The sequence below is a fragment of the Kribbella sp. CCNWLW201 genome (assembly GCF_037203805.1).
Classification (GTDB): Bacteria; Actinomycetota; Actinomycetes; order Propionibacteriales; family Kribbellaceae; genus Kribbella.
This window is the reverse complement of sequence record NZ_JBBCBQ010000001.1, coordinates 1,604,170-1,623,956: the sequence shown is the minus strand read 5'-3', so window position 1 is coordinate 1,623,956 and position 19,787 is coordinate 1,604,170. Positions and strand designations below refer to the sequence as shown.

General features: G+C 67.2%; 13 protein-coding genes. 6 read left to right on the top strand and 7 right to left on the bottom strand.

Annotated features, from left to right (window positions below; translation table 11 throughout):
- Positions 1-15: 15 nt before the first annotated feature.
- A complete protein-coding gene (locus tag V9K99_RS07820) occupies positions 16-1,134 on the top strand; it encodes a patatin-like phospholipase family protein (RefSeq protein WP_337323063.1) in 1,119 nt (372 codons plus the stop codon).
- Here the strand turns inward: V9K99_RS07820 and V9K99_RS07815 are convergent, their stop codons facing one another.
- The 4 genes from V9K99_RS07815 to V9K99_RS07800 form a co-directional block, all read right to left on the bottom strand.
- Positions 1,135-2,478 carry an MBL fold metallo-hydrolase gene (locus tag V9K99_RS07815; protein WP_337323064.1) on the bottom strand — a complete coding sequence of 448 codons (1,344 nt, stop codon included), beginning with the start codon at positions 2,476-2,478 and terminating at the stop codon, positions 1,135-1,137.
- Positions 2,475-4,595, bottom strand: a complete 2,121-nt coding sequence (locus V9K99_RS07810; protein WP_337323065.1) for a S8 family serine peptidase — start codon at positions 4,593-4,595, stop codon at positions 2,475-2,477. Before V9K99_RS07810 ends, V9K99_RS07815 begins: the two co-directional genes overlap by 4 nt.
- A gap of 304 nt (positions 4,596-4,899) precedes the next feature.
- On the bottom strand, positions 4,900-5,304 hold the full coding sequence (locus V9K99_RS07805; protein WP_337323066.1) for a hypothetical protein: 405 nt from the start codon (positions 5,302-5,304) through the stop codon (positions 4,900-4,902).
- Positions 5,304-7,607: a CehA/McbA family metallohydrolase gene (locus tag V9K99_RS07800; RefSeq protein ID WP_337323067.1), complete on the bottom strand. Its 2,304-nt coding sequence runs from the start codon at positions 7,605-7,607 to the stop codon at positions 5,304-5,306. The genes V9K99_RS07805 and V9K99_RS07800 overlap by 1 nt, the downstream gene beginning before the upstream one ends.
- Before the next feature lie 435 nt (positions 7,608-8,042).
- Between V9K99_RS07800 and chvE the strand changes: the two genes are divergently transcribed.
- The 4 genes from chvE (at position 8,043) to V9K99_RS07780 (ending at position 13,186) form a co-directional block, all read left to right on the top strand.
- Complete coding sequence (chvE, locus tag V9K99_RS07795) at positions 8,043-9,182, top strand: multiple monosaccharide ABC transporter substrate-binding protein (protein ID WP_337323068.1); 1,140 nt, start codon at positions 8,043-8,045, stop codon at positions 9,180-9,182.
- Positions 9,183-9,263: 81 nt separating this feature from the next.
- The gene (mmsA, locus tag V9K99_RS07790; RefSeq protein ID WP_337323069.1) at positions 9,264-10,802 is read left to right on the top strand and encodes a multiple monosaccharide ABC transporter ATP-binding protein; all 1,539 of its coding nucleotides are present in this window, start codon (positions 9,264-9,266) and stop codon (positions 10,800-10,802) included.
- Entirely contained in the window at positions 10,799-12,094 is a 1,296-nt protein-coding gene (gene mmsB, locus V9K99_RS07785; protein ID WP_337323070.1) for a multiple monosaccharide ABC transporter permease, read from the top strand. The genes mmsA and mmsB overlap by 4 nt, the downstream gene beginning before the upstream one ends.
- A gap of 12 nt (positions 12,095-12,106) precedes the next feature.
- The gene (locus V9K99_RS07780; protein WP_337323071.1) at positions 12,107-13,186 is read left to right on the top strand and encodes a LacI family DNA-binding transcriptional regulator; all 1,080 of its coding nucleotides are present in this window, start codon (positions 12,107-12,109) and stop codon (positions 13,184-13,186) included.
- Here the strand turns inward: V9K99_RS07780 and V9K99_RS07775 are convergent.
- From V9K99_RS07775 to V9K99_RS07765, 3 genes are read right to left on the bottom strand one after another with little or no spacing between them, the layout of a single operon-like run.
- On the bottom strand, positions 13,183-15,201 hold the full coding sequence (locus tag V9K99_RS07775; RefSeq protein ID WP_337323072.1) for an alpha-galactosidase: 2,019 nt from the start codon (positions 15,199-15,201) through the stop codon (positions 13,183-13,185). The two genes, V9K99_RS07780 and V9K99_RS07775, sit on opposite strands and share 4 nt — an antisense overlap.
- Before the next feature lie 11 nt (positions 15,202-15,212).
- A complete protein-coding gene (locus V9K99_RS07770) occupies positions 15,213-15,947 on the bottom strand; it encodes a FadR/GntR family transcriptional regulator (protein WP_337323073.1) in 735 nt (244 codons plus the stop codon).
- Positions 15,944-17,263 carry an L-fuconate dehydratase gene (locus V9K99_RS07765; RefSeq protein WP_337323074.1) on the bottom strand — a complete coding sequence of 440 codons (1,320 nt, stop codon included), beginning with the start codon at positions 17,261-17,263 and terminating at the stop codon, positions 15,944-15,946. Before V9K99_RS07765 ends, V9K99_RS07770 begins: the two co-directional genes overlap by 4 nt.
- 140 nt (positions 17,264-17,403) lie before the next feature.
- Between V9K99_RS07765 and V9K99_RS07760 the strand changes: the two genes are divergently transcribed.
- Entirely contained in the window at positions 17,404-19,776 is a 2,373-nt protein-coding gene (locus tag V9K99_RS07760) for a glycoside hydrolase family 95 protein (protein ID WP_337323075.1), read from the top strand.
- Positions 19,777-19,787 lie beyond the last annotated feature (11 nt).

Sequence of the window (19,787 nt, the reverse complement as noted above, 5' to 3'; positions counted from 1 at the left end):
GTTGGGGGGAATCGCATGGCACAGAACCCGGTCGCATTGTCGGACCAGGAACGCGACGCGGTCGCCAATGACCTCTACACGGCTCCGACCGAGCCCGACGACGTCGGCCTGTGTCTGTCCGGTGGCGGCTATCGCGCGATGGTGTTCCACGTCGGATCGCTGCGAAGACTGAACGAAGCAGGACTGCTGCGCAAGCTCACCAGGGTCAGCTCGGTGTCCGGTGGATCCATCACCGCCGGGGTTCTCGGGCTGGCGTGGAAGGAGCTGGAGTGGAACGGCGACGTCGCCGTCAACTTCACCGAGGTGGTCGAGAAGCCGATCTTCGCCTTCGCCGGCGAGAGCGTCGACCTCACCTCCGTTCTGCTCGGCATCATCCCCGGTCGTATCGCGGCGAGGGTCGCGAACTCCTACGACGAGCACCTGTTCCACGGAAGGACGCTGCAGGATCTGCCGACCGACGCGGAGGGGCCGCGGTTCATCTTCTGTTCGACGAACCTCGGCAACGGCGCGTTGTTCCGGTTCAGCCGCCCGTACATGGCGGACTGGAGGACGGGGAAGTTCGACAACCCGACGACCCGGGTCGCGACGGCGGTCGCGGCGAGCTCCGCCTTCCCGCCGGTGCTGTCGCCGGCCATGCTCGACCTGCCCGACGGCCGCACGATCACGCTGACCGACGGCGGGGTGTACGACAACCTCGGCCTGGAGCCGGTGAAGAAGAGGTGCGGCACGGTCTTCGTCAGTGACGGAGGTGGCACCTTCCAGATCAAGGCCAAGCCACGCCGGGACTGGGTGCTGGGAACCAAGCGGCTCCTGGAGGTCCTCGATGTCGAGGTACGCCGGTTGCGACGCCGTGAGATCGTGGGCGCCCTCAAGGGTGGCTTCCGCAAGGGGGCGTTCTGGGCCATCAACACCGATCCGGCCGTGTTCAAGCGACCAGCGTCCACACTTCCCTGCACCTACGACCAAACGAAGGCGCTGTCCCTGGTGTCGACGAGGCTGAAGAAGATGCCGGACAGACAGAAGAACCGGATCGCGAACTGGGGCTACACCGCGACCGACGCGTCCTTGCGGGACAACTACGACCAGAATCTGGCCGTGCCCAGCCGGTTCCCCTACGACGACGGCATCGGCTGACTACAGCTCAATGGCGAAAGAGGGCTGGTCGTCGTCGAGCACCTTCACCTCGATCCGGCCCGGATTCTGCGCCGCCGCATCCTCGGCTTCTTTGATGGCTGCTCCCAGGGCTTCCCGGCGGTTGGCGATCGTGCGGTCCTCGGAGCAGTTGAACCAGAGTGTGAACGGCCCGGGGGCCTCGAGCCGAGAGGCGATGATCGTCGCGATGACCCGCGGATTGGGGTTGCCGTGGGCACCATCGCCGCAGAACACGTAGTGGTCGGCGTGCACCTGGTCAGCGAACGTCTTGCTCAGGTTGTTCTCCGAGCCGTGATGCTGGACCTTGAGGAGGTCACAGTGGAACGGCTCGCCGTTCAGGCGCCCAGCGGCCGTCAGGCCGTCGAGGATCTCGTCCTCGGCAGCATCCCCGGTGAGCAGGCACGTCTTGCCGGCCTCCTCGGCGAGCAGCGTGATCGAGGCCCGGTTGGGCGGCGTCACGTTCGCCGAGTTCGACTTCTCGATGATCTCCGCCGCGGTGGCAATGGAGTTGATCAGGGTTTCGGCCTCGCCGACCGAGGTGGGCGGGCCGGCGAGCAGCAGGTCGTCGATACCGAGCCCTTGTCCGTCAGCCGATCCTTGTCCGCCGCCGCGAGGCCGTGGTTGCCGTCCCGAACCGAGCAGGCGCTCGACGTACTCGCGCCATTCCTCCCGCAGTTTCTCGAGGTGCTCTTCGGACGGTCCGAGAATCGTCAGCTTGAGGCTCCCGAAGCTCTTGCGCTGCACGGGCTTGCGCAGCCGCACGAGCTTGTTCTTGAAGCCTTTGTTGCGAGGGACAGGCGTCTGACTGTCGACGAGGCTCATGAGATCGATACCGCCGGCGATGCTCTCGGCGAGGTCAGCGAAAGAGGTGAGCGCGATCCGGGCCGCGCCGGTGCTCTCGGCGTCGCTGCGAGGAGCGAGTTCGATGGCCTCGGAAACCTGCTGGGCAAGGGCACTGATCGGCCCGGCCAGGTCGCCGAGCTGCGCTCGCCAGGAGTTGTGCCACAGCCCGTGGATCTCCGGTGGACGAGGCCGTTTGGGCTCGGGGAAGTTGGGGTTGTTCCCTTCGTGCACCTGGAAGTCGTGCACCTCCCAGGCTGCGACGTCCTCCAGCAGCGAGATGATTCCCGTGATGTGGTCGGCGTCGATATGGCTGACAACCACCAGGTCGAGCGGCGTCCCGTTGTCGGCCAGCTCCTGCAACACGGGGCGCGTCTGCGAGTCGAAACTGCCCGACCGCCCGCCGTCCACCAGAATGTGGTGCCCGTCTGCCGAGGTGAGCAGTAGACAGTCGCCGTCCTTGGCGAAGAACACATCGAGCTTCATTTCCCGCTCCCTCTCTTGGCTGCGGCCGCCTTCTCCACCATGTCCGCGAACTCCGCCGTTGCCTGCACACAGGCGGCGGCGTCGATCAGGCCGAAGCCGGTGTCGTTGCGCCAGCCGAAGGTCTGTCCGGGAAGCGGTGCCGAGGTCGAACGCATGATCCCCTGGATCTGCGCGGACGTGAGGTCCGGCCTGATCGCCAGCATCAGCGCGGCGACGCCGCAGACATAAGGACTGGCCATGCTGGTGCCGGTCATCGCGATCCACGCGACCTCGCTGTCGAAACCCTTGGCGGCGATCACAGCGGTGCCGTCCGCGGCGATATCGGGCTTGGACCGGCCGTCCCGGGTCGGGCCGCGACTGGATGTGACATGGGCGGCGTTGCGATCGATGTCGACGTTCCCGACGGCCAGCAGGCGCTCGGCACAGGCAAGCGAGCCGATCATCCGGTCGTCGGTGTACGAGCCTGCCGCGAAGTACGACGGATAGCGCCACTGCTGCACGGATCCCGGCGCGCGGCGCGGATCGTCGCGCTCGATCCAGGCGTCGAAGCTGCCGTCGCGCACGACCACCCCGGTGAGGCGGACACGCCACTCCCCGGAGGCGATCGGACCCAGTTGCGGGCTGCCGCCCGGCGTGCCCGGCCCGAAGAACGGGGAGAGGAGCACCGAGATCCGGTTGAGCCCGTTGGCGGGGTGATAGGCCTCGTTGTACACGCTCAGGACCGTGCCGTTGCTCAGGAGTTCGTTCCGGATCATCTGGCCGAGCTTGATCGGTTTCAGCCAGGGCTGGCCGGGCGGCTTGACCTCGACGGCGAAGCGGTCCTGGGGGCCGTACCAGATCTCCAGTTCGTTCTCCGAGATGTCCTGTACGCCGTCTCCGCCCACGACCCAGCCGAGTTCGCGCCGCAGGTTGGTCGCCGGGATCCGGCCGCTCGCGTGGATCCGCCCCTTGACGTATCCCCGGTCGGTAGGCGAGCCCGGCTCGACCTGTCCTGCGTTGCCGGCAGCAACGGACACACACCGGCCGCGAGTGGCCAGCGCGTTGTCGATCCACCGGGCCATCGCGCTCGAGGTGTCGTGGGCATGCCCGTTGGTCCCCAGGCTGATGTTGATCGACAGCGGGAGAGGGGTCTTGTCCTTGTGCCTCTCCTCGCCGAGCCGGGCCGCGAGTTCGATCAGGTACTCGACCGCGTCGGCGATGCGCGTGGAGTCGTAGAAGCTCGACGACGCGACCGTGTCCTCCGGGCGCAGCGCCAGCAGGACACCCGCGATGATCGCCCTGCGGGCCACTCCACTGTTGCCGGCGGCGATCGATGCCACATGGGTGCCATGCGACCCGATCTCCAGCTGCGACTGGGGTTCGAGGCTGGTGGCGGCCATTTCACGGCCGGGCATCCGAGCCCTCTTGATGGCCGCGTTCATGTCGTCGCGGCGAAGCTCTGATCCGTAGTCCAAACCGACGCATCGCCCTTTTTCGCGGGCGGCCGGGGAGGGTCGTAAGGTGCCGGCCTGGTCCCAGATCGCTTCCCAACGAGTCTGGTCCTTCTCCAGGAAGTCCGGGTGGGCGAAGTCGAACCCGCCGACGTCGATGATGCCGACCACGACCTCCTCGCCGTACCTATGACGAGCACGCTCCGCCGTCACCCGCCGCGAATCGCCCGGGCCCTTCGTGGGGTCGTGGCCGACCGTCGGCTCCGGGCCCCGCAGCGCTTGGCCCGGCTCGATGTACGCGACGGCCTGATTGGCCAGCAGGTCCTGTACGTCCTTCGCGGCCACCTCGAGAACGCCGGTGTCGAGCTTCCAGCGCGACCGCTGTGCATGACGGCCGATCGCTTTGATGGCGGCCTGACGGGCGTCCGGCGTCAGGTCCCGATCGAGCTTGACGAAGAGACTGAAGACAGAGTTCTCCGCCGGTGCCTGCTGCGGAAGCTCCGCCGCAAGCGCGGTCACCTCCGCCGGCGACAGAGCCGTCGGGGCTTGCAGCTCCGCCACCTCAGCACCGGCCACGGACGGGCACTGCACCGCCCGCGCCTGGTTGACCTCGTCCGAGCCCCCCAACAACACATCAAGCTTCGGCGACAGCCGCGGATTCAACGGCCTGATTTCCGGCGCGTCCATAGCACCCCCCTGACACCTTCCCCCTGCCCTACACCACGATCATGACCCCCATCCCGTCCCCGGGGTAGGGGACAAGAAACATTCGCGATCTGCCCGCAATGTCCAGCGTCGGCTTGGGGGTCCTGCCGGGCTTCGCCGTTGCTGGTATAGAAGATGACGTGCTTGGGGTCGGTGTAGATGCCGATCACAGCGAGGATCTCGCTGTCGATGCCGGTTTCTTCTTTGGTATCCAACCCGTCCGAGGCCCGCCACGCTACTGGTCTGGGGATTGCAGTTGGCGGAAGGCTGGGAGCGCCCGGCGTCCTTACTTCACGGCGCGGAGGAGAAGGTGGATGGTGCTGTGGGTGGCGAGGCCACCGAGAGCGGCGAGGGCGCGGAAGGTGAGAGGTACGTCGACGACGGTGGGTGCGTCGAACTGGATGCGGAACGCCAGGTCCTGGCGGTGTTCGCCGGTGAGTTCATGCGGTGGCAGGTCGAGTTCGACGCCGGGGATCGGCTCGGTCTCGATGGTCAGCGGGCCGGTGACGAAGCCTTCGTTGATCAGGGTGACGTCGATGGTGTGCCACTCGGCCGGGGTGAGCTTGCCGATGGGTGCGGTGGTTCGGGCGGCGTTGACTCGGGCCTCGGGGTTGATCGTGACCGCGATCGGCGCATTGGTCTCGACCGGGCCGGAGCAGCCGCACGCGACCGCGTGGTGGGTGTGGTTCATCAGTCGACCTCGCATTCGTCACGCCGGATCAGATAGATGCTTTGCGCGGCGTCGTACGCCTCCCGGGCGGCTGTGCGCTCGCTGTCTCGGATGAAGCCGGACTTGGTCTTCCAGAGGGCGTCGACGGAGTCGTGCAACCACTGGGCGCTGCGGCGGGAAGCGCGGATCGGCCGGCCGGCGATCTCGACGAAGATCGGCTGCGTGTGAACGCTGCGCAGGATCCGCATCGCGACCCAGGACGACTGCTCCAACGTTACGTCGAAGCCGACCTCCTGTTCGGTGCCGTCGGCCACTAGTTCTTTCGAGGCCACGACGACGCCGTTCACGAGCACCTCGAGCAGGACGTTGCGGGTCCCGGCGAGTCGCGCCCGTTCCAGGTGCCAGCCCATCGCGGCGCTGTAGACAGGCCGGCCCGCCGGTGGCGGGGGCGGCTGCTCGGGCAACCAGGCGGCGACGGTTGCGCTGACTCGGACCGGGCCTGCCGCCGCTGCGGTGTGTTCGCGGCTGAGGTCCCCGTCGACAGCCAGGTCGAAGACGTGACTACGGCCGTCACCGAAGTACGACGTACCTTCGCGCAGCCAGTGGATCCACGACTCCAGAGCCTGTGGGCCTTGCGGTGGTTCGGCCAGTCGTACGTAGGTGCGTCCGACGCCGGGGCCTTCGTCGTACATGCAGGGATAGTCGGTCTCGCCGAGCATCAGGGTGCGGTAGCCGACATTGAGCAGGTGGTACCAGATGTTCAGCTCGGCGGCGGGAGCGAACTGGCCACCGCACTGGAAATCGGCGGCGTCGAGGGGTACGTCGACGATGATCTCGTTGGAGCCGATGCCTTGGAACGACGGGATCAAGTAGTTGGGAAGTTCGTCGGTGCCGACCGCGAGTCCGACGCCGCAGTGTGCGTAGCCGACCAGCGCGTTCTGCTCGTGTCCCCAGCGCATGATCGGCAGGTTCCACGACGGCCAGTCCTCGATCAGGCTGGTGCCGGGATAGTCCTGGTCGGTGAGTCCGAGCAGGATCACATGGCCGGAGTGACTGGATGGGAAGCCGGACACCTCGACGTCGTACCGCAACAGGCTCTCGTCGTCGCGGTCAGTGGACCGTGGGACCCAGGTCATGCCCTGCGCCGCTTGCATGTCGGGGTATTCGAGTTCGGCCGGCGGACTGATCGACTTGCCACTGAAGAATTGCTTCTGGTGGTAGTAGCACGGCCCCCACGCGAGCACGCTGCCGAGCCACAGTCCCTCACCGCGGACATGCCTGATCATCGTCTCCGGGGTGACGCCTTCTGTCGGGACGCTGTAGTGCGAGCAGCCACCGGCGTGGATGTGTGGGTCGCCCGAGTAGTAACCGTGGGACGGCGGGTCGATCCAGCGGTCGAGCGGGACCGGCACTGTCGTGGTTCCGGAGTCGACGGAGACCTCGAGCCGGACTGGCCGGTACTCCGGGCCGCGGGTCGCGGAGATCTCGTACCGGCCGTCGGGCAGCCGGATCACCTCGCCGGTCGCGCGGTACACATGCTCGTGGAAGAACATGTCCGGCGCGAGCCGCATGCCCTTGGACGGGTACGAGCGCCCTTGCGCGTCGCGGACCGTGAGGGCGGCCATGCAACTGCTTCCGTCCGGCTCGCGGATGTCGAACTCGATCTCGCGGGCCGGCGCACAGTCGAACTCGAACGACGCGGAGTGGTCCTGGTCTTCGAAGGACGTCCGGAAACCGGCAACGCTCTCCGGTGACCGGCTCAGACTGTGATGGTTGTGCCGGTCCGCGACGCCGAGCATCAACCCACCGTGAAGAGTGCCGCTGTCTCGGCTGTACAGGCTGATGACCTTGTATTCCAACTCGAGTCCGGACAGGGGACCGGGTGCGGCGATCTTCGCTTCCAGCCAGGCATCCTTGATCCGCGGAACGCTGGTCAGCGCATCGTGCAGGGCGATCCGCGCCGCGTGGCTGACGTGGTCGATCACGCCGTACACACCCTTGTTCAGGGCGAACAGGTCGGCCTCGATCCGATGCGGGTTCGCGACCCGGACCAGGAAGCTGCGCCAGCCGTGCTGGACCAACCGTGGCGGCGCCGCGCCCGGCGTGGACGTCGTCAATCCGTGCTCGTCGATCCGCGCGTCGACCAGCACGAACGGCCGCAGCAGCTCCTCGAGTTCGCGACACTGCTCCGCGTCGCCCATCGAGCTGTCCACCGCGGACAGCCGGGCGGTCACATCGGCCGGCAACGGATCGCCGAGATCTGCCAACGTCCGGACGGCACGGTTCGCCGAGGCAAACAGCGGCTGAGCGGCGGGCTGGGACATCGGACCTCCTGAAGACGAGCCAAAGCGTTCAGGACCACAACACCCGCACCAGTACAGCAGGTCGGCGGGACCTGGACAGGTCGAACGTTCGGTGATGACAGCGGTACGGCATGGGCGAGTTCGGCTCAGTGAGTATGTTTCAGTTGTTAACGTGTCCAGCGGTGGTGAGGATTTGCCACGACCGCCCATGAGGGCTGCGTGGGATCGGCAGCGAGAGCTTTGGGGACCACTCGATGTGCCTTGGATCCTTTGTAGACAAGGGCTTTCCCGGGCGTGTCGGCTAGGGAGCCGGCCAGCCGTCGTTACGAGACCGTGACGCCAGGATGTCTTGTTGATGTCTTGACCATCTGCGTGTGAGCGCTAACACTGTGAGCGCTAACAATCGATCGGGGCCCGTGATGCGGGAGTTGACACCTATCCCGAAGGGGAAGAGTTGTGAAGAAAAGGTTTGTGGCCACTCTGAGTGGCGCCCTGCTGGTGCTCGGCCTCGCGGCGTGCGGCGGGCAAGGAGCGGGCGGGACCACCGACACCGCTGCTGAACAACCCAAGGACCTGTCCATCGGCGTGTCGATGCCGACGCAGACGTCGGAGCGCTGGATCGCCGACGGCAAGGCGGTGAAGGAGAAGCTCGAGGCGAAGGGATACAAGGTCGATCTGCAGTACGCGAACGACGACATCCCGACCCAGTCCCAGCAGGTGGATCAGATGATCACCCAGGGCGCCGACGTACTGATCATCGCCGCGATCGACGGGACCGCGCTGAGCAGCCAGTTGCAGGCGGCGGCCGACCAGAAGATCCCGGTGATCTCGTACGACCGGCTGATCCGCGACAGCAAGAACGTCGACTTCTACGTCAGCTTCGACAACTACAAGGTCGGCGTCGCCCAGGGCAAGGCACTCCTGCGTGGACTGGGCCTGGAGAACAAGGACGGCTCGAAGGGCTCCAAGACCGGGCCGTTCAACATCGAGGTCTTCGCCGGCTCGCTGGACGACAACAACACGCGCTTCTTCAACCAAGGCGCCATGGACACCCTGAAGCCGTACCTCGACAACGGCTCGCTGGTGGTCAAGTCGAAGCAGACCAACCTGGAGCAGATCGCGATCCTGCGCTGGCAGCAGGAGGCCGCGCAGAAGCGGATGGAAGACCTGCTGACCGCGGCCTACAACGACGGTGCCAAGGTGGCCGGCGTCCTCTCGCCGTACGACGGCATCTCGCGCGGCATCATCACCGCGCTGCAGAACGCGGGCTACGGTACGGCGGCCAACCCGATGCCGGTGATCACCGGCCAGGACGCGGAGATCGCGTCGGTCAAGCTCATCAACACCGGTGTCCAGAGCTCGACGATCTTCAAGGACACCCGGCTGCTGGCCGAGCAGGCCGTCAACGCGGCGGAGGCCTTCCTGCAGAAGAAGCAGCCGGAAGCCAACGACACCAAGTCGTACGACAACGGCGTGAAGGTCGTCCCGGCGTACCTGCTGCCGATCCAGACCGTCTTCAAGGAAGACATCCAGAAGGAACTCGTCGACTCCGGCTACTTCACCACCGCTGAGGTGGCGGCCGGTCAGGCGAAGTGACAACCGGCCGGGCCCGGCGGCAGCGACCGCCGGGCCCGGCCGCGCTGCTGAGCTGGACGGTCTGATCGTGAAGGAGGATGTATGAACGACGTGCTGCTCGAGATGCGGGGTATCACGAAGAGTTTCCCTGGTGTCAAAGCTCTCGAGGACGTCTCACTCGCTGTCCGGCGCGGAGAGATCCACGCGATCTGCGGCGAGAACGGTGCCGGCAAGTCGACCCTGATGAAGGTGCTGTCCGGCGTCTATCCGACCGGTAGCTACGACGGCGAGATCTGGTTCGACGACAAGCCTGTCCACTTCACCGGGATCCGTGACAGTGAAGCCGTCGGGATCGTCATCATCCATCAGGAACTGGCGCTCGTGCCCTACCTGTCGATCGCGGAGAACATCTTTCTCGGCAACGAACGCCGCGGCCGCGGCGGGCTGATCGACTGGAACAAGACCAACGCCGAGGCCCGCGAGCTGCTGGCCTCCGTCGGGCTGGACGAGAACCCGGTGGCGCCGGTGATCCAGCTCGGTGTCGGCAAGCAGCAGCTGGTCGAGATCGCGAAGGCGTTGGCGAAGGACGTCCGGCTGCTGATCCTCGACGAGCCGACCGCCGCACTCAACGACGTCGACTCGGCCCACCTGCTCGACCTGCTCCGGCGGCTGCGGGACCGCGGGATCACCTGCATCATGATCTCCCACAAGCTGAGCGAGATCACCGCGATCGCCGACTCCACCACGGTGATCCGGGACGGACACACGGTCGAGACCCTGGACATGAGCTCCGGCGACGTCACCCAGGAGCGGATCATCCGCGGCATGGTGGGACGCGACCTCGACAGCTTCTACCCCGACCGGGTCTCCGAGCCGGGGCCGGAGGTACTACGGATCGAGGACTGGACGGTCTGGCATCCGGTTCAGCCGCGCAAGGTCGTCGATCACGCGGCGCTGAACGTGCGCGCCGGTGAGGTCGTCGGCATCGCCGGGCTGATGGGCGCGGGGCGCACCGAGCTGGCGATGAGTGTCTTCGGGCGCTCGTACGGACGCAATATCAGCGGCCGCCTGTACATGCACGGCAAGGAAGTCCGGGCGCGCACGGTGGCCGACGCGATCGACAACGGCATCGCCTACGCCACCGAGGACCGTAAGCGGTACGGCCTCAACCTGATCGCCGACGTCCGGGCCAACGTCTCCGCCGCCGCGCTCGGCAAGCTGGCGCGGGCCGGCTGGGTCAACGGCAACGAGGAGATCAAGGTCGCCGAGCAGGGACGCCGCGACATGAACATCAAGACGCGCACCGTGCTGGACACCGTCGGCACCTTGTCCGGCGGCAACCAGCAGAAGGTCGTGCTGTCGAAGTGGCTCTTCACCGATCCGGACGTGCTCATCCTCGATGAGCCCACCCGCGGTATCGACGTCGGAGCGAAGTACGAGATCTACACGATCATCAACCGGCTCGTGGCCGAGGGGAAGGCGGTCATCGTCATCTCCTCCGAACTCCCCGAACTGCTGGGAATCTGCGACCGGATCTACACCTTGTCGGCCGGCCGGATCACTGGCGAGGTACCGATCGGCCAGGCAACACAGGAAAACCTCATGGCGCTCATGACGATGGAGAAGGAGCTCGCCGGATGACCAGCACCAAACCAACCGCGCGGCCGCAGGACGCACCGGCGGACAGCGGACCGGCCCAGAACGCGTCGGCCCAGAACGCGCCGGCAGAGAGCGCCTCCGCCGCCGCGCTGCACGTCGGCACCAGCGATCCGTTCGCCCTGATCACGCGCAACCTGCGGCAGAGCGGCATCTACATCGCCTTCGTCGTGATCGTGGCGCTGTTCGCCGTGATGACCGATGGCGTCCTGCTCAGCCCGGGCAACATCACCAACATCGTGCTCCAGTACTCCTACATCCTGGTGCTCGCGATCGGCATGGTGATCCTGATCATCGCCGGCCATATCGACCTGTCGGTCGGGTCGATCGTCGCGTTGACCGGCGCGGTGTCCGCCGTACTGGTGATCCAACATGACCAATCCTGGTGGGTCGGCATCGTGGCAGCCGTTGCGGTAGGCACGGCGGTCGGAGCTTGGCACGGTTTCTGGGTGGCCTATGTCGGCATGCCGGCGTTCATCGTGACGCTGGCGGGCATGTTGCTGTTCCGGGGCCTGACATTGCAGGTGCTGGACAACGTCTCGCTGTCCCCGTTCCCGGGCGAGTACCAGAAGGTGGCCAGCGGCTTCCTGAATGGCCTGCTCGGTGGACAGGGGTACGACGCCTTCACGCTGCTGATCGCCGCCATCGCGGCCGGTGGATACGCGGTCAGCGTGTTCCGCACCCGGCTGGCGCGGATCCGCTACGAGCAGCCGGTGGAGTCGTTCCCGCTGTTCGTCACCCGCGTGGTGCTGGTCGCGGCGGTCGTCATGTACTTCGCCTGGCAGCTCGCCCACGCCCGCGGTCTGCCGATCGTCCTGATGATTCTGGCTGTCCTCGTGATCGCCTACGGGCTGATGACGAAGAACACCGTCTTCGGTCGCCAGGTCTATGCGATCGGCGGCAACCTGTCGGCCGCGATGCTGTCCGGGGTGAAGGTCCGCAAGGTCAACTTCTGGATCTTCGTCAACATGGGCTTCCTGGCCGGCGTCGCCGGGGTCATCTACTCGTCCCGGTCGAACGGTGCCCAGCCGGCCGCCGGTAACATGTTCGAGTTGGACGCCATCGCGGCGGCGTTCATCGGCGGTGCGGCCGTCGCGGGCGGCGTCGGCACGGTGGTCGGGGCGATGGTCGGCGGTCTCATCATGGCGGTCATGAGCAACGGGATGCAGCTGATGGGGATCGACCAGTCGACGCAGTCCATCGTGAAGGGCCTGGTGCTCCTGCTGGCCGTTGCCTTCGACATCTACAACAAGCGCCGCGCCGGCGCGGCACGCTGACGAAGGAGTTCCATGGATCGCCCCGTCACGGTTTCGGGACCAGCAGTTCCCGGCAAGGACGACGTCACAGTGGTCGGGGCGACCCGTTCCCTCGGGATGTCGGACGTTGCCGCACGCGCAGGTGTGTCGCACCAGACGGTGTCGAGGGTGATCAACGGGCAACCGAACGTGGCGGCGGCGACCCGGGAGCGGGTTCTGGAGGCGATCGCCGAGCTCGGCTACCGGCCGAACAGCGCGGCACGGGCGCTGGTGACCGGGTCGTCGCGCACGATCGGGCTCGCGATCGCCAACATCAGCCAGTACGGGCCTGCCCAGACCTTGCTCGGTCTGGAACATGCGGCCCGTGAGGCCGGCTACTTCCTGACCGTGTCGGTACTCGACGACGACACCGCCGGCGGCCTGATCCAGGCTGTCGAGCGATTGGCGACGCAGTCCGTCGATGCCATCGTCGCGTTGAGTACCTATGAGGGTGCTGTCCGTGCGTTGCCCGACGTGAGTCCGAGGGTGCCGCTGATCGCCGTCCAGGCGGAGCGTGGCGGGCAGGACCTCGCGGTCTGGGTCGACCAGGAAGCGGGCGCCGCACTCGCCACCAGGCATCTGCTCGACCTCGGTCATCGCACTGTTCACCATGTGAGAGGGCCGGTCAGCGCACTCGAGGCGGATGTCCGGGAGCGCCGCTGGCGGATCGAGCTCGAGGCGGCCGGCGCTCCCGTTCCCGCCGTACTGCAGGGGGACTGGTGGCCGCCGACTGGTTACCTGGCCGGTCGGGAGCTGATCGCACGTCGTCGTGGTGGAGAGGAAGTCACTGCCGTCTTCGTCGCCAACGATCAGATGGCGCTGGGGCTGCTCAGCGCGCTCGACGAAGCCGGGATCCGGGTACCGGACGACATCAGTGTCGTCGGGTTCGACGACGTCCCCGAGGCGGCGTACTACGTACCACCCCTGACGACCGTCCGGCAGGACTTCGCCGAACTGGGTCGGCGCGTCGTCCAGGCGGTCCTCGCGCGAATCGGTGGTACGTCGATTCAGCCGGAGCCGGTGCAGCCGTACCTGCTGGTCCGCAGCACGACTGCCCCGCCGCCAGTGAACTAAGGGCGTCCGGCGAGTTCGATGACGCGCGCGGACGGCGCTGGTGTGTTGGCCGTGATCGTCAAGATGTCGTCCTTCCAGTCGTAGATCCAGCCGTCGGGCTGAGCCGGGAAGAGACTCTTGATCTCGCCACGAGGCAGTGGCAGGTCGATCTTGGACGGTTCGGCGGAGCGGTGCCACACCGTGAGGTACGACGTCGATGGTCCCGCCAGCCCGAGTGCCACCCACTCGTCGGTCCAGGCGGGCAGGCCCAGCGGCCAGAAGGGAACGAGCTGTGGCAGGTCGGTCAGCACCGCCCGGTGAGCGGCCAGAGCTGATCGGACCAGGTCGAGCTCGGGTTGTGTCATGCGGTTCAGGTGGCCGGACAGGTACATGCGGCCGAGGATGCCGTTGACGAGGCAGAGGGTGAATTCCTCGCGCGACATCCCGGTCTGAGGATAAGCCCAGTTGCCTGCTTGCTCGGGTAGTACGGAGGCGGGCGCGGCTGCCGCGATCGTTGCGTAGAGCAAGGGATCCTGCTGGTCCGAGGTCGACTGCAGGTGCAGCCGGGAGAGCATCGCGTAGTCCATCCGCAACGCTCCGGACCCGCAGTTCTCGAGGAGTAGCCGGGGATGCCGGGCCTGGACGTCGTCCAGCCAGTCGAGCAGTGCGCGCTGGTGCTCCAGCAGGCCTTGGCCGAGCGACTTTCCGTCGGAGTCGGTGCCCGGTCCGGTCATGGTGTTGTTGTCCAGCTTGAAGAACCCGATCCCGTAGTCGGCCACCAGCCGGTCGACGGTGTCGTCGAGATGCCGGCGGGCCGCGGGGCTGCGGAGGTCCAGGAGGTGCCGGCCTCCCTCGGTGACCCGGATACCTCGTCGGCTGAGGAAGGCGTCGTCCGGTAGGTCACCTGCCAGCGGCGAGTCGACGCCGACCACCTCGGGTTCGAGCCAGAGCCCGGGCACCATGCCGCGGTCGTGGATGCGATCGATGACCTCGCCGAGTCCGCCCGGGAAGCGCGTGGTGGACTCCTGCCAGGCGCCGACCGTGCTCCACCAGTTCCCCTCGGCGTACCAGCCCGCATCGATGCAGAAGTACTCCGCCCCTACGGCGGCCGCGGCGTCGATCAACGGGAGCAGCCGCTCCGTGGTCGGATCGCCCATCAGGGTGTTCATGTAGTCGTTGAAGATCACGGGCAGCTTGTCGTCGGCGGGACGGTGCCGGCGGATGGCGCGGCGGTGCCGGGTCAGCGCGGCGAACGCACTGTCACGGTCACTTGCTGCGACGAGCGACACCGGCACGGTCGTGAACGAGGAGTCCGCGGTGATGGTCGCCGTCCACTGGTGCTCTTGATCGGTCGGGCCGCTGAGCAGGAGGTAGCCGCCTTGCTGGGTCTCGCCGATCTCGTAGTACCAGGGCCCGTTGTGCTCGATCTGCCAGCCGAGTGCGTACCCGTCTCGCACCAGAACGCCGGTGGGAAGGTGATCGCCGGTCGACCACGAGCCTCGACTCGTCACTGCGTGGTGGGTGCGTGGCGGCGGGCGGTGCGGCGGGCTCTGGATCTGGGGCAGTCCGATCTCGCGCAGCGGACGGGTGGACCACCTGCTCTCGGCCATCCAGTCGTTGTCGCCGGAAAGCAGGTCGAAGTCGACCGAGTCGATCGCGACGACGACCGATGACAGGCTGGTCAACTCGAGACTGCCGGGGCCGGTCAGCCGGGCCTCTGTCCAGGAGCGTATTCCGTGCGTCGCTTCGAAGTAGCTGGTGACCTGGAGCCCTGTCTCCGCGTCCTGCTGAACGATGCGCAGGCTGGTGTCGGTGGCTTCGTGACTCGTGTATCGCAGCCGGTGGCCGAGGACCGTGCCGGCGTGGCGATTGGTGCTGACTGTGCCGCCGTGACCGAGTGCGGACACCTCTACAAGTGGCTGGTCGACCGGACCGGTGGAGGCCTCGGGATCCCAGTGGACGGATTCCCACCGGACCGGGCCGTCGTCGAGGTTGAACGTCAGAGTCAGGTTCGCAGTACGCCAAAGGAAGGGCATCAAAGCAGTCCTCAGAGATCGGGGATGATGTCGTTGTCGTCGGGCGGTCGTTGGCGCAGGTAGTCCTCGACGCCGAACAGGTGGACGGCCATCCGGATGCGAGCCCGCTCGGGGTCGCGGCTGGCCAGGGCGTCGAGGATCGCCCGGTGCTCGCCGTGCGTTGCCTCGTCGGCGCCTTCCTGACTGATCGAACGCCACAGCCGGTCCCGGGTGGTCCGTCCGCCGAGTGCCTCGATCAGGGCCGTGAGTACTGGGTTGCCCGACGCCTGGGCGATGACGCGGTGGAACGCGATGTCGTTGTCGATCAGCGCCTCGTGGTCCGGCACACCGTCGGTCAGTTCGGCTTCGGTTCGGCGCAGGATCTCGTCCGCCGCGGCGAGCGCTTCGTCGCTGATCCGGGCCGCCGCGAGTCCGGCTGCTTGAGTCTCGAGCATTCGTCGTACGGCGTGCAAATGGCGTGCACCGCTGTGGTCCTGCAGGTCCACCACGAATCCCATCGGTGCCAGCAGCAACGAAGGGTCGAGGGCGGTGACGTAGGTCCCGTCGCCCTGCCGGGTCTCCAGCACGCCCATCATCGACAGCGCGCGGACCCCCTCGCGGAGCGGGCCGCGGGAGACTCCCAGTGCCTCGGCGAGGTCCTTCTCGACCGGCAGGCGATCGCCTGGCCGGAGCGCGCCGTCGATGATCAGCTTCTTGATGCCCTGTACGACGACGTCGGTCTGCGAACCACTGACGCGAGCAGTCATGCCACCGACTCCGTGCCGTCCCGCGTCGCCCAGTAGGACCCGGTCGGGAACGTGTACGTCGCGAGTGACGGTCGGTGCATCTCGGCGCTGTAGCCGGGCGCCGAGGGCAGCCGGTAGGCGCCGTTGCGGACGATGCAGGGATCGACGAAGTGCTCGTGCAGGTGGTCGACGAACTCGGTGACCCGGTTGTCCAGGCTGGCCGACACGGCGACGTAGTCGAAGATCGACAGGTGCTGGACCAGCTCGCACAGCCCGACCCCACCCGCGTGCGGACACACCGGTACGCCGAACTTGGCCGCCATCAGGTAGACCGCGAGGACCTCGTTGACACTCCCCAGCCGGGCAGCGTCGAGCTGGCAGAAGTCGATCGCACCGGCCTGGAAGAACTGTTTGAACAGCACCCGGTTCATCCCGTGCTCGCCGGTCGCCACGCCGATCGGCGACACCGCCCGCCGGACGGCCGCGTGACCGAGGACGTCGTCGGGACTCGTCGGCTCCTCGATCCACAGCGGCTCGAACCGCGCCAGCGCCCGGACCCACTCGATCGCCTCGGGCACGTCCCAGACCTGGTTCGCGTCGATCATCAGATGACCGCCCGGACCGATCACCTCCCGGGCGATCCCACAGCGCCGGATGTCGTCGGCCAGATCCGCGCCCACCTTGAGTTTCACGTGTTTGTAGCCGGCGGCAACGGCTTCCTCGCAGAGCCGGCGGAGCTTGTCGTCGGAGTACCCGAGCCAGCCGGCCGAGGTGGTGTAGCAGGGATACCCGCTGACCTCCAGCTCCTTGATCCGGCGCGCGCGACCCGACTCCCGGTCCGCCAGCAAGGCGATCGCCTCGTCCCTGGTCAGGACGTCGGACAGGTACTTCAGATCGGCGGCATCAACCAACTGTGCCGGTGACATGTCGCAGAGCAACCGCCACAACGGCTTCCCGGCCCGGCGCGCGGCGAGGTCCCAGACCGCGTTCATCACTGCCGCGAGCGCCAGGTGCACGACGCCCTTGTCCGGACCGAGCCATCGGAGCTGACTGTCCGACTGCAGCTCGCGATACGTGCCGCCCAGATCATCGACAACCGAGTCGACCTCCCGGCCGATCAGCGGCTGCGCTCGCTGAGTCGCCGCCGCCACGCACAGGTCGTTGCCGCGCCCGATCGTGAAGGTGAAGCCGTGCCCGGTCAGCTCCGGGTCGTCCGTGTGCAGGACGACGTACGCGGCCGAGTAGTCACCGTCCTTGTTCATCGCGTCGGAGCCGTCGCTGGTGAGCGAGGTCGGGAAACGGACGTCGACGACCTCCACCGACGTGATGCGTGACATGAGACCCCCTGTGCTCCGATAGATAAGATGATTTGCCGTCCAGATGCGGCTTCAGTATGGACCATCCGCCGCCACAGCGCTACGATCCCCAGCATTCATATGATGATTACGCACCATCACTCACGATGGAGGTGCCTGGGATGAGCGACCTGGTGGGCTCGGACCGGACGGATGGGACCTGGCTGTACTACGACCGGCCCGCCGGAACCTGGCTGGAGGCCTTGCCGCTCGGTAACGGCCGGATCGGGGCGATGTGCTTCGGCGGTGTCGGAGCAGACCGGATCGGCCTGAACGACGAGACCTGCTGGTCGGGCGGTCCGGAGACGGCGCGTCTGCTGTCGGAGCCGCTCGGCGCGATCGGAGCCGAGGCCGTGCAGGCAGTGCGCGCGGCCCTGGCAGCCGGCGACATCCGGCGGGCTCACGAGCTGGCGGGTGGATTCCACTCCGGCTACTCGCAGGCCTATCTGCCGCTCGGCGATCTGCTGCTGGACGTCACGATCGACGGCTCCACGCCGGCTGCCGGCGACGTAACGCAGTACCGCAGGCAGCTCGATCTCGACACCGCGACGGCGTCGGCGGAGTACGAGCTCGGGGGAGTGGCTGTCCGGCAGGACGTGTTCGTTAGCGCACCGGCCGGGGTGCTCGTCGTGCGCCTGACCGCCTCGAAGCCTGGCGCACTCGGTGTCACCGCGCGGCTCACGTCGCAGCTACGCTCGCGGCCGCACGTGACCGGCGACGGCGCCGGACTGTTGCTGCAGGCGCCGGCCGATGTCGCACCACCGCATCGCGACGTACCGGAGCCGATCAGGTACTCCGACGGCCCGGATCGCGGGATGTCAGCCGCGATCGCACTGCGCGCGCGGACCGATGGTGAGGTGACCGCCGACGAGACCGGTCTCGCCATCCACGGAGCCGGCGAGCTGCTTCTGATCCTCTCCACAGCGACCGGGTACGACGGCCCGTCAGTTGTGCCGACGCGGACCGCGGAGGAGTGCTGGGCCGCCGCCGACGAGAAGGTGCGCGCTGCGCTCGGCCGTGAGTACGGCGAACTCGTCACTGAGCACACCAATGATCACCAGGCGCTGTTCCGTCGCTCGTCGCTCGAGCTCGCCGGTCCTCCGGACTATGCGGCGCTGTCGACCGACGTGCGGTTGACTCAGCACGGCGATGACCCCGCGTTGGCGGCGCTGGTGTTCAACTACGGGCGCTATCTGATGATTGCGAGCTCGCGGCCCGGTGGACTGCCGACCAACCTGCAGGGGATCTGGAACGACATCCTCCGGCCGCCCTGGAGTTCCAACTTCACGGTCAACATCAACACCGAGATGAACTACTGGCCTGCCGAGACGACGAGTCTGCCCGAATGCCACCAGCCGCTGCTCGACTATGTCGGCCACCTCGCCGAGGCAGGTCGCCGTACGGCGAAGGAACGGTACGGCTGTGGCGGCTGGACCGCACATCACAACGCCGACGCGTGGTGCTGGACGCTTCCCGTCGAGGGAGACCCGCGGTGGTCCAACTGGCCGATGGCCGGTGCCTGGTTGGTCCGCCATCTGTGGGATCACTACGCCTTCACCGGCGATCTGGAGTTCCTGGAACAGGCCTGGCCGGTGCTGCGAGGCGCCGCGGAATTCTGTCTCGACTGGCTGGTCGAGCTGCCGGACGGGAGCCTGGGTACGTCGCCATCCACCTCCCCGGAGAACGACTACCTGGCCGATGACGGCAAGCCCGCGTCGGTCACAGTCTCGTCGACGATGGACCTGGCGCTGATCGCCGACCTGTTCGAGCGGTGTGTGCAGGCCTCCGAACTGCTCGGATTGATCGATCCACTGGTCGAGCGTCTCGTGCTGGCCCGCAAGCGGATCCCGGATCCGCCGATCGGTAGCCGTGGGCAACTTCAGGAGTGGGCCGCCGACCTGCCCGAGGAAGATCCGCACCACCGCCACATGTCGCATCTGGTCGGCCTTCACCCCGGCGATGCGATCACTCCGGACGGCACCCCGGCCCTCGCGGCGGCCGCCGCGCGCACGCTCGACCTGCGTGGCGATCAGGCCACCGGCTGGTCCCTGGCCTGGAAGATCAACCTGCGGGCCCGGCTGCGCGACGCGGCCGCGGCGCATCGGCTGGTGCGCGCCTTCCTGAGCCCGGCCGACGACACCTCGACGGACTATGTGGGCAGTGGGGCGGGTGTCTACCCGAACCTGTTCTGCGCTCACCCGCCGTTCCAGATCGACGGCAACTTCGGAGCGACCGCGGGTATCGCGGAGATGCTGCTGCAGAGCCACACCGGCGAGATCGAGGTGCTACCGGCCCCGCCGGACGACTGGCCGACCGGCCGGGTGACGGGTCTCCGCGCCCGCGGCGGCGTCACGGTCGACATCGACTGGAGCGCGGATGGCATCGACGTGGTGCTCACCGCGGATCGGGACCAGGAGCGCGTGGTCCGCTTCGGCGACGAGCGGATCGGCGTCCAGCTGACAGCCCGCACAGCCCACCGTCTCAGCCTGAGCTGACCGGGCCCGAG

Bases quoted from the DNA above. Each gene is read 5' to 3' on its own strand.
- V9K99_RS07770 (WP_337323073.1), bottom strand. From the start codon at position 15,947: ATGACTGCTCGCGTCAGTGGTTCGCAGACCGACGTCGTCGTACAGGGC.
- mmsB (WP_337323070.1), top strand. From the start codon at position 10,799: ATGACCAGCACCAAACCAACCGCGCGGCCGCAGGACGCACCGGCGGAC.
- V9K99_RS07810 (WP_337323065.1), bottom strand. From the start codon at position 4,595: ATGGACGCGCCGGAAATCAGGCCGTTGAATCCGCGGCTGTCGCCGAAG.
- mmsA (WP_337323069.1), top strand. From the start codon at position 9,264: ATGAACGACGTGCTGCTCGAGATGCGGGGTATCACGAAGAGTTTCCCT.
- V9K99_RS07805 (WP_337323066.1), bottom strand. From the start codon at position 5,304: ATGAACCACACCCACCACGCGGTCGCGTGCGGCTGCTCCGGCCCGGTC.
- V9K99_RS07780 (WP_337323071.1), top strand. From the start codon at position 12,107: ATGGATCGCCCCGTCACGGTTTCGGGACCAGCAGTTCCCGGCAAGGAC.
- V9K99_RS07820 (WP_337323063.1), top strand. From the start codon at position 16: ATGGCACAGAACCCGGTCGCATTGTCGGACCAGGAACGCGACGCGGTC.
- V9K99_RS07765 (WP_337323074.1), bottom strand. From the start codon at position 17,263: ATGTCACGCATCACGTCGGTGGAGGTCGTCGACGTCCGTTTCCCGACC.
- V9K99_RS07800 (WP_337323067.1), bottom strand. From the start codon at position 7,607: ATGTCCCAGCCCGCCGCTCAGCCGCTGTTTGCCTCGGCGAACCGTGCC.
- V9K99_RS07760 (WP_337323075.1), top strand. From the start codon at position 17,404: ATGAGCGACCTGGTGGGCTCGGACCGGACGGATGGGACCTGGCTGTAC.
- V9K99_RS07775 (WP_337323072.1), bottom strand. From the start codon at position 15,201: ATGCCCTTCCTTTGGCGTACTGCGAACCTGACTCTGACGTTCAACCTC.
- V9K99_RS07815 (WP_337323064.1), bottom strand. From the start codon at position 2,478: ATGAAGCTCGATGTGTTCTTCGCCAAGGACGGCGACTGTCTACTGCTC.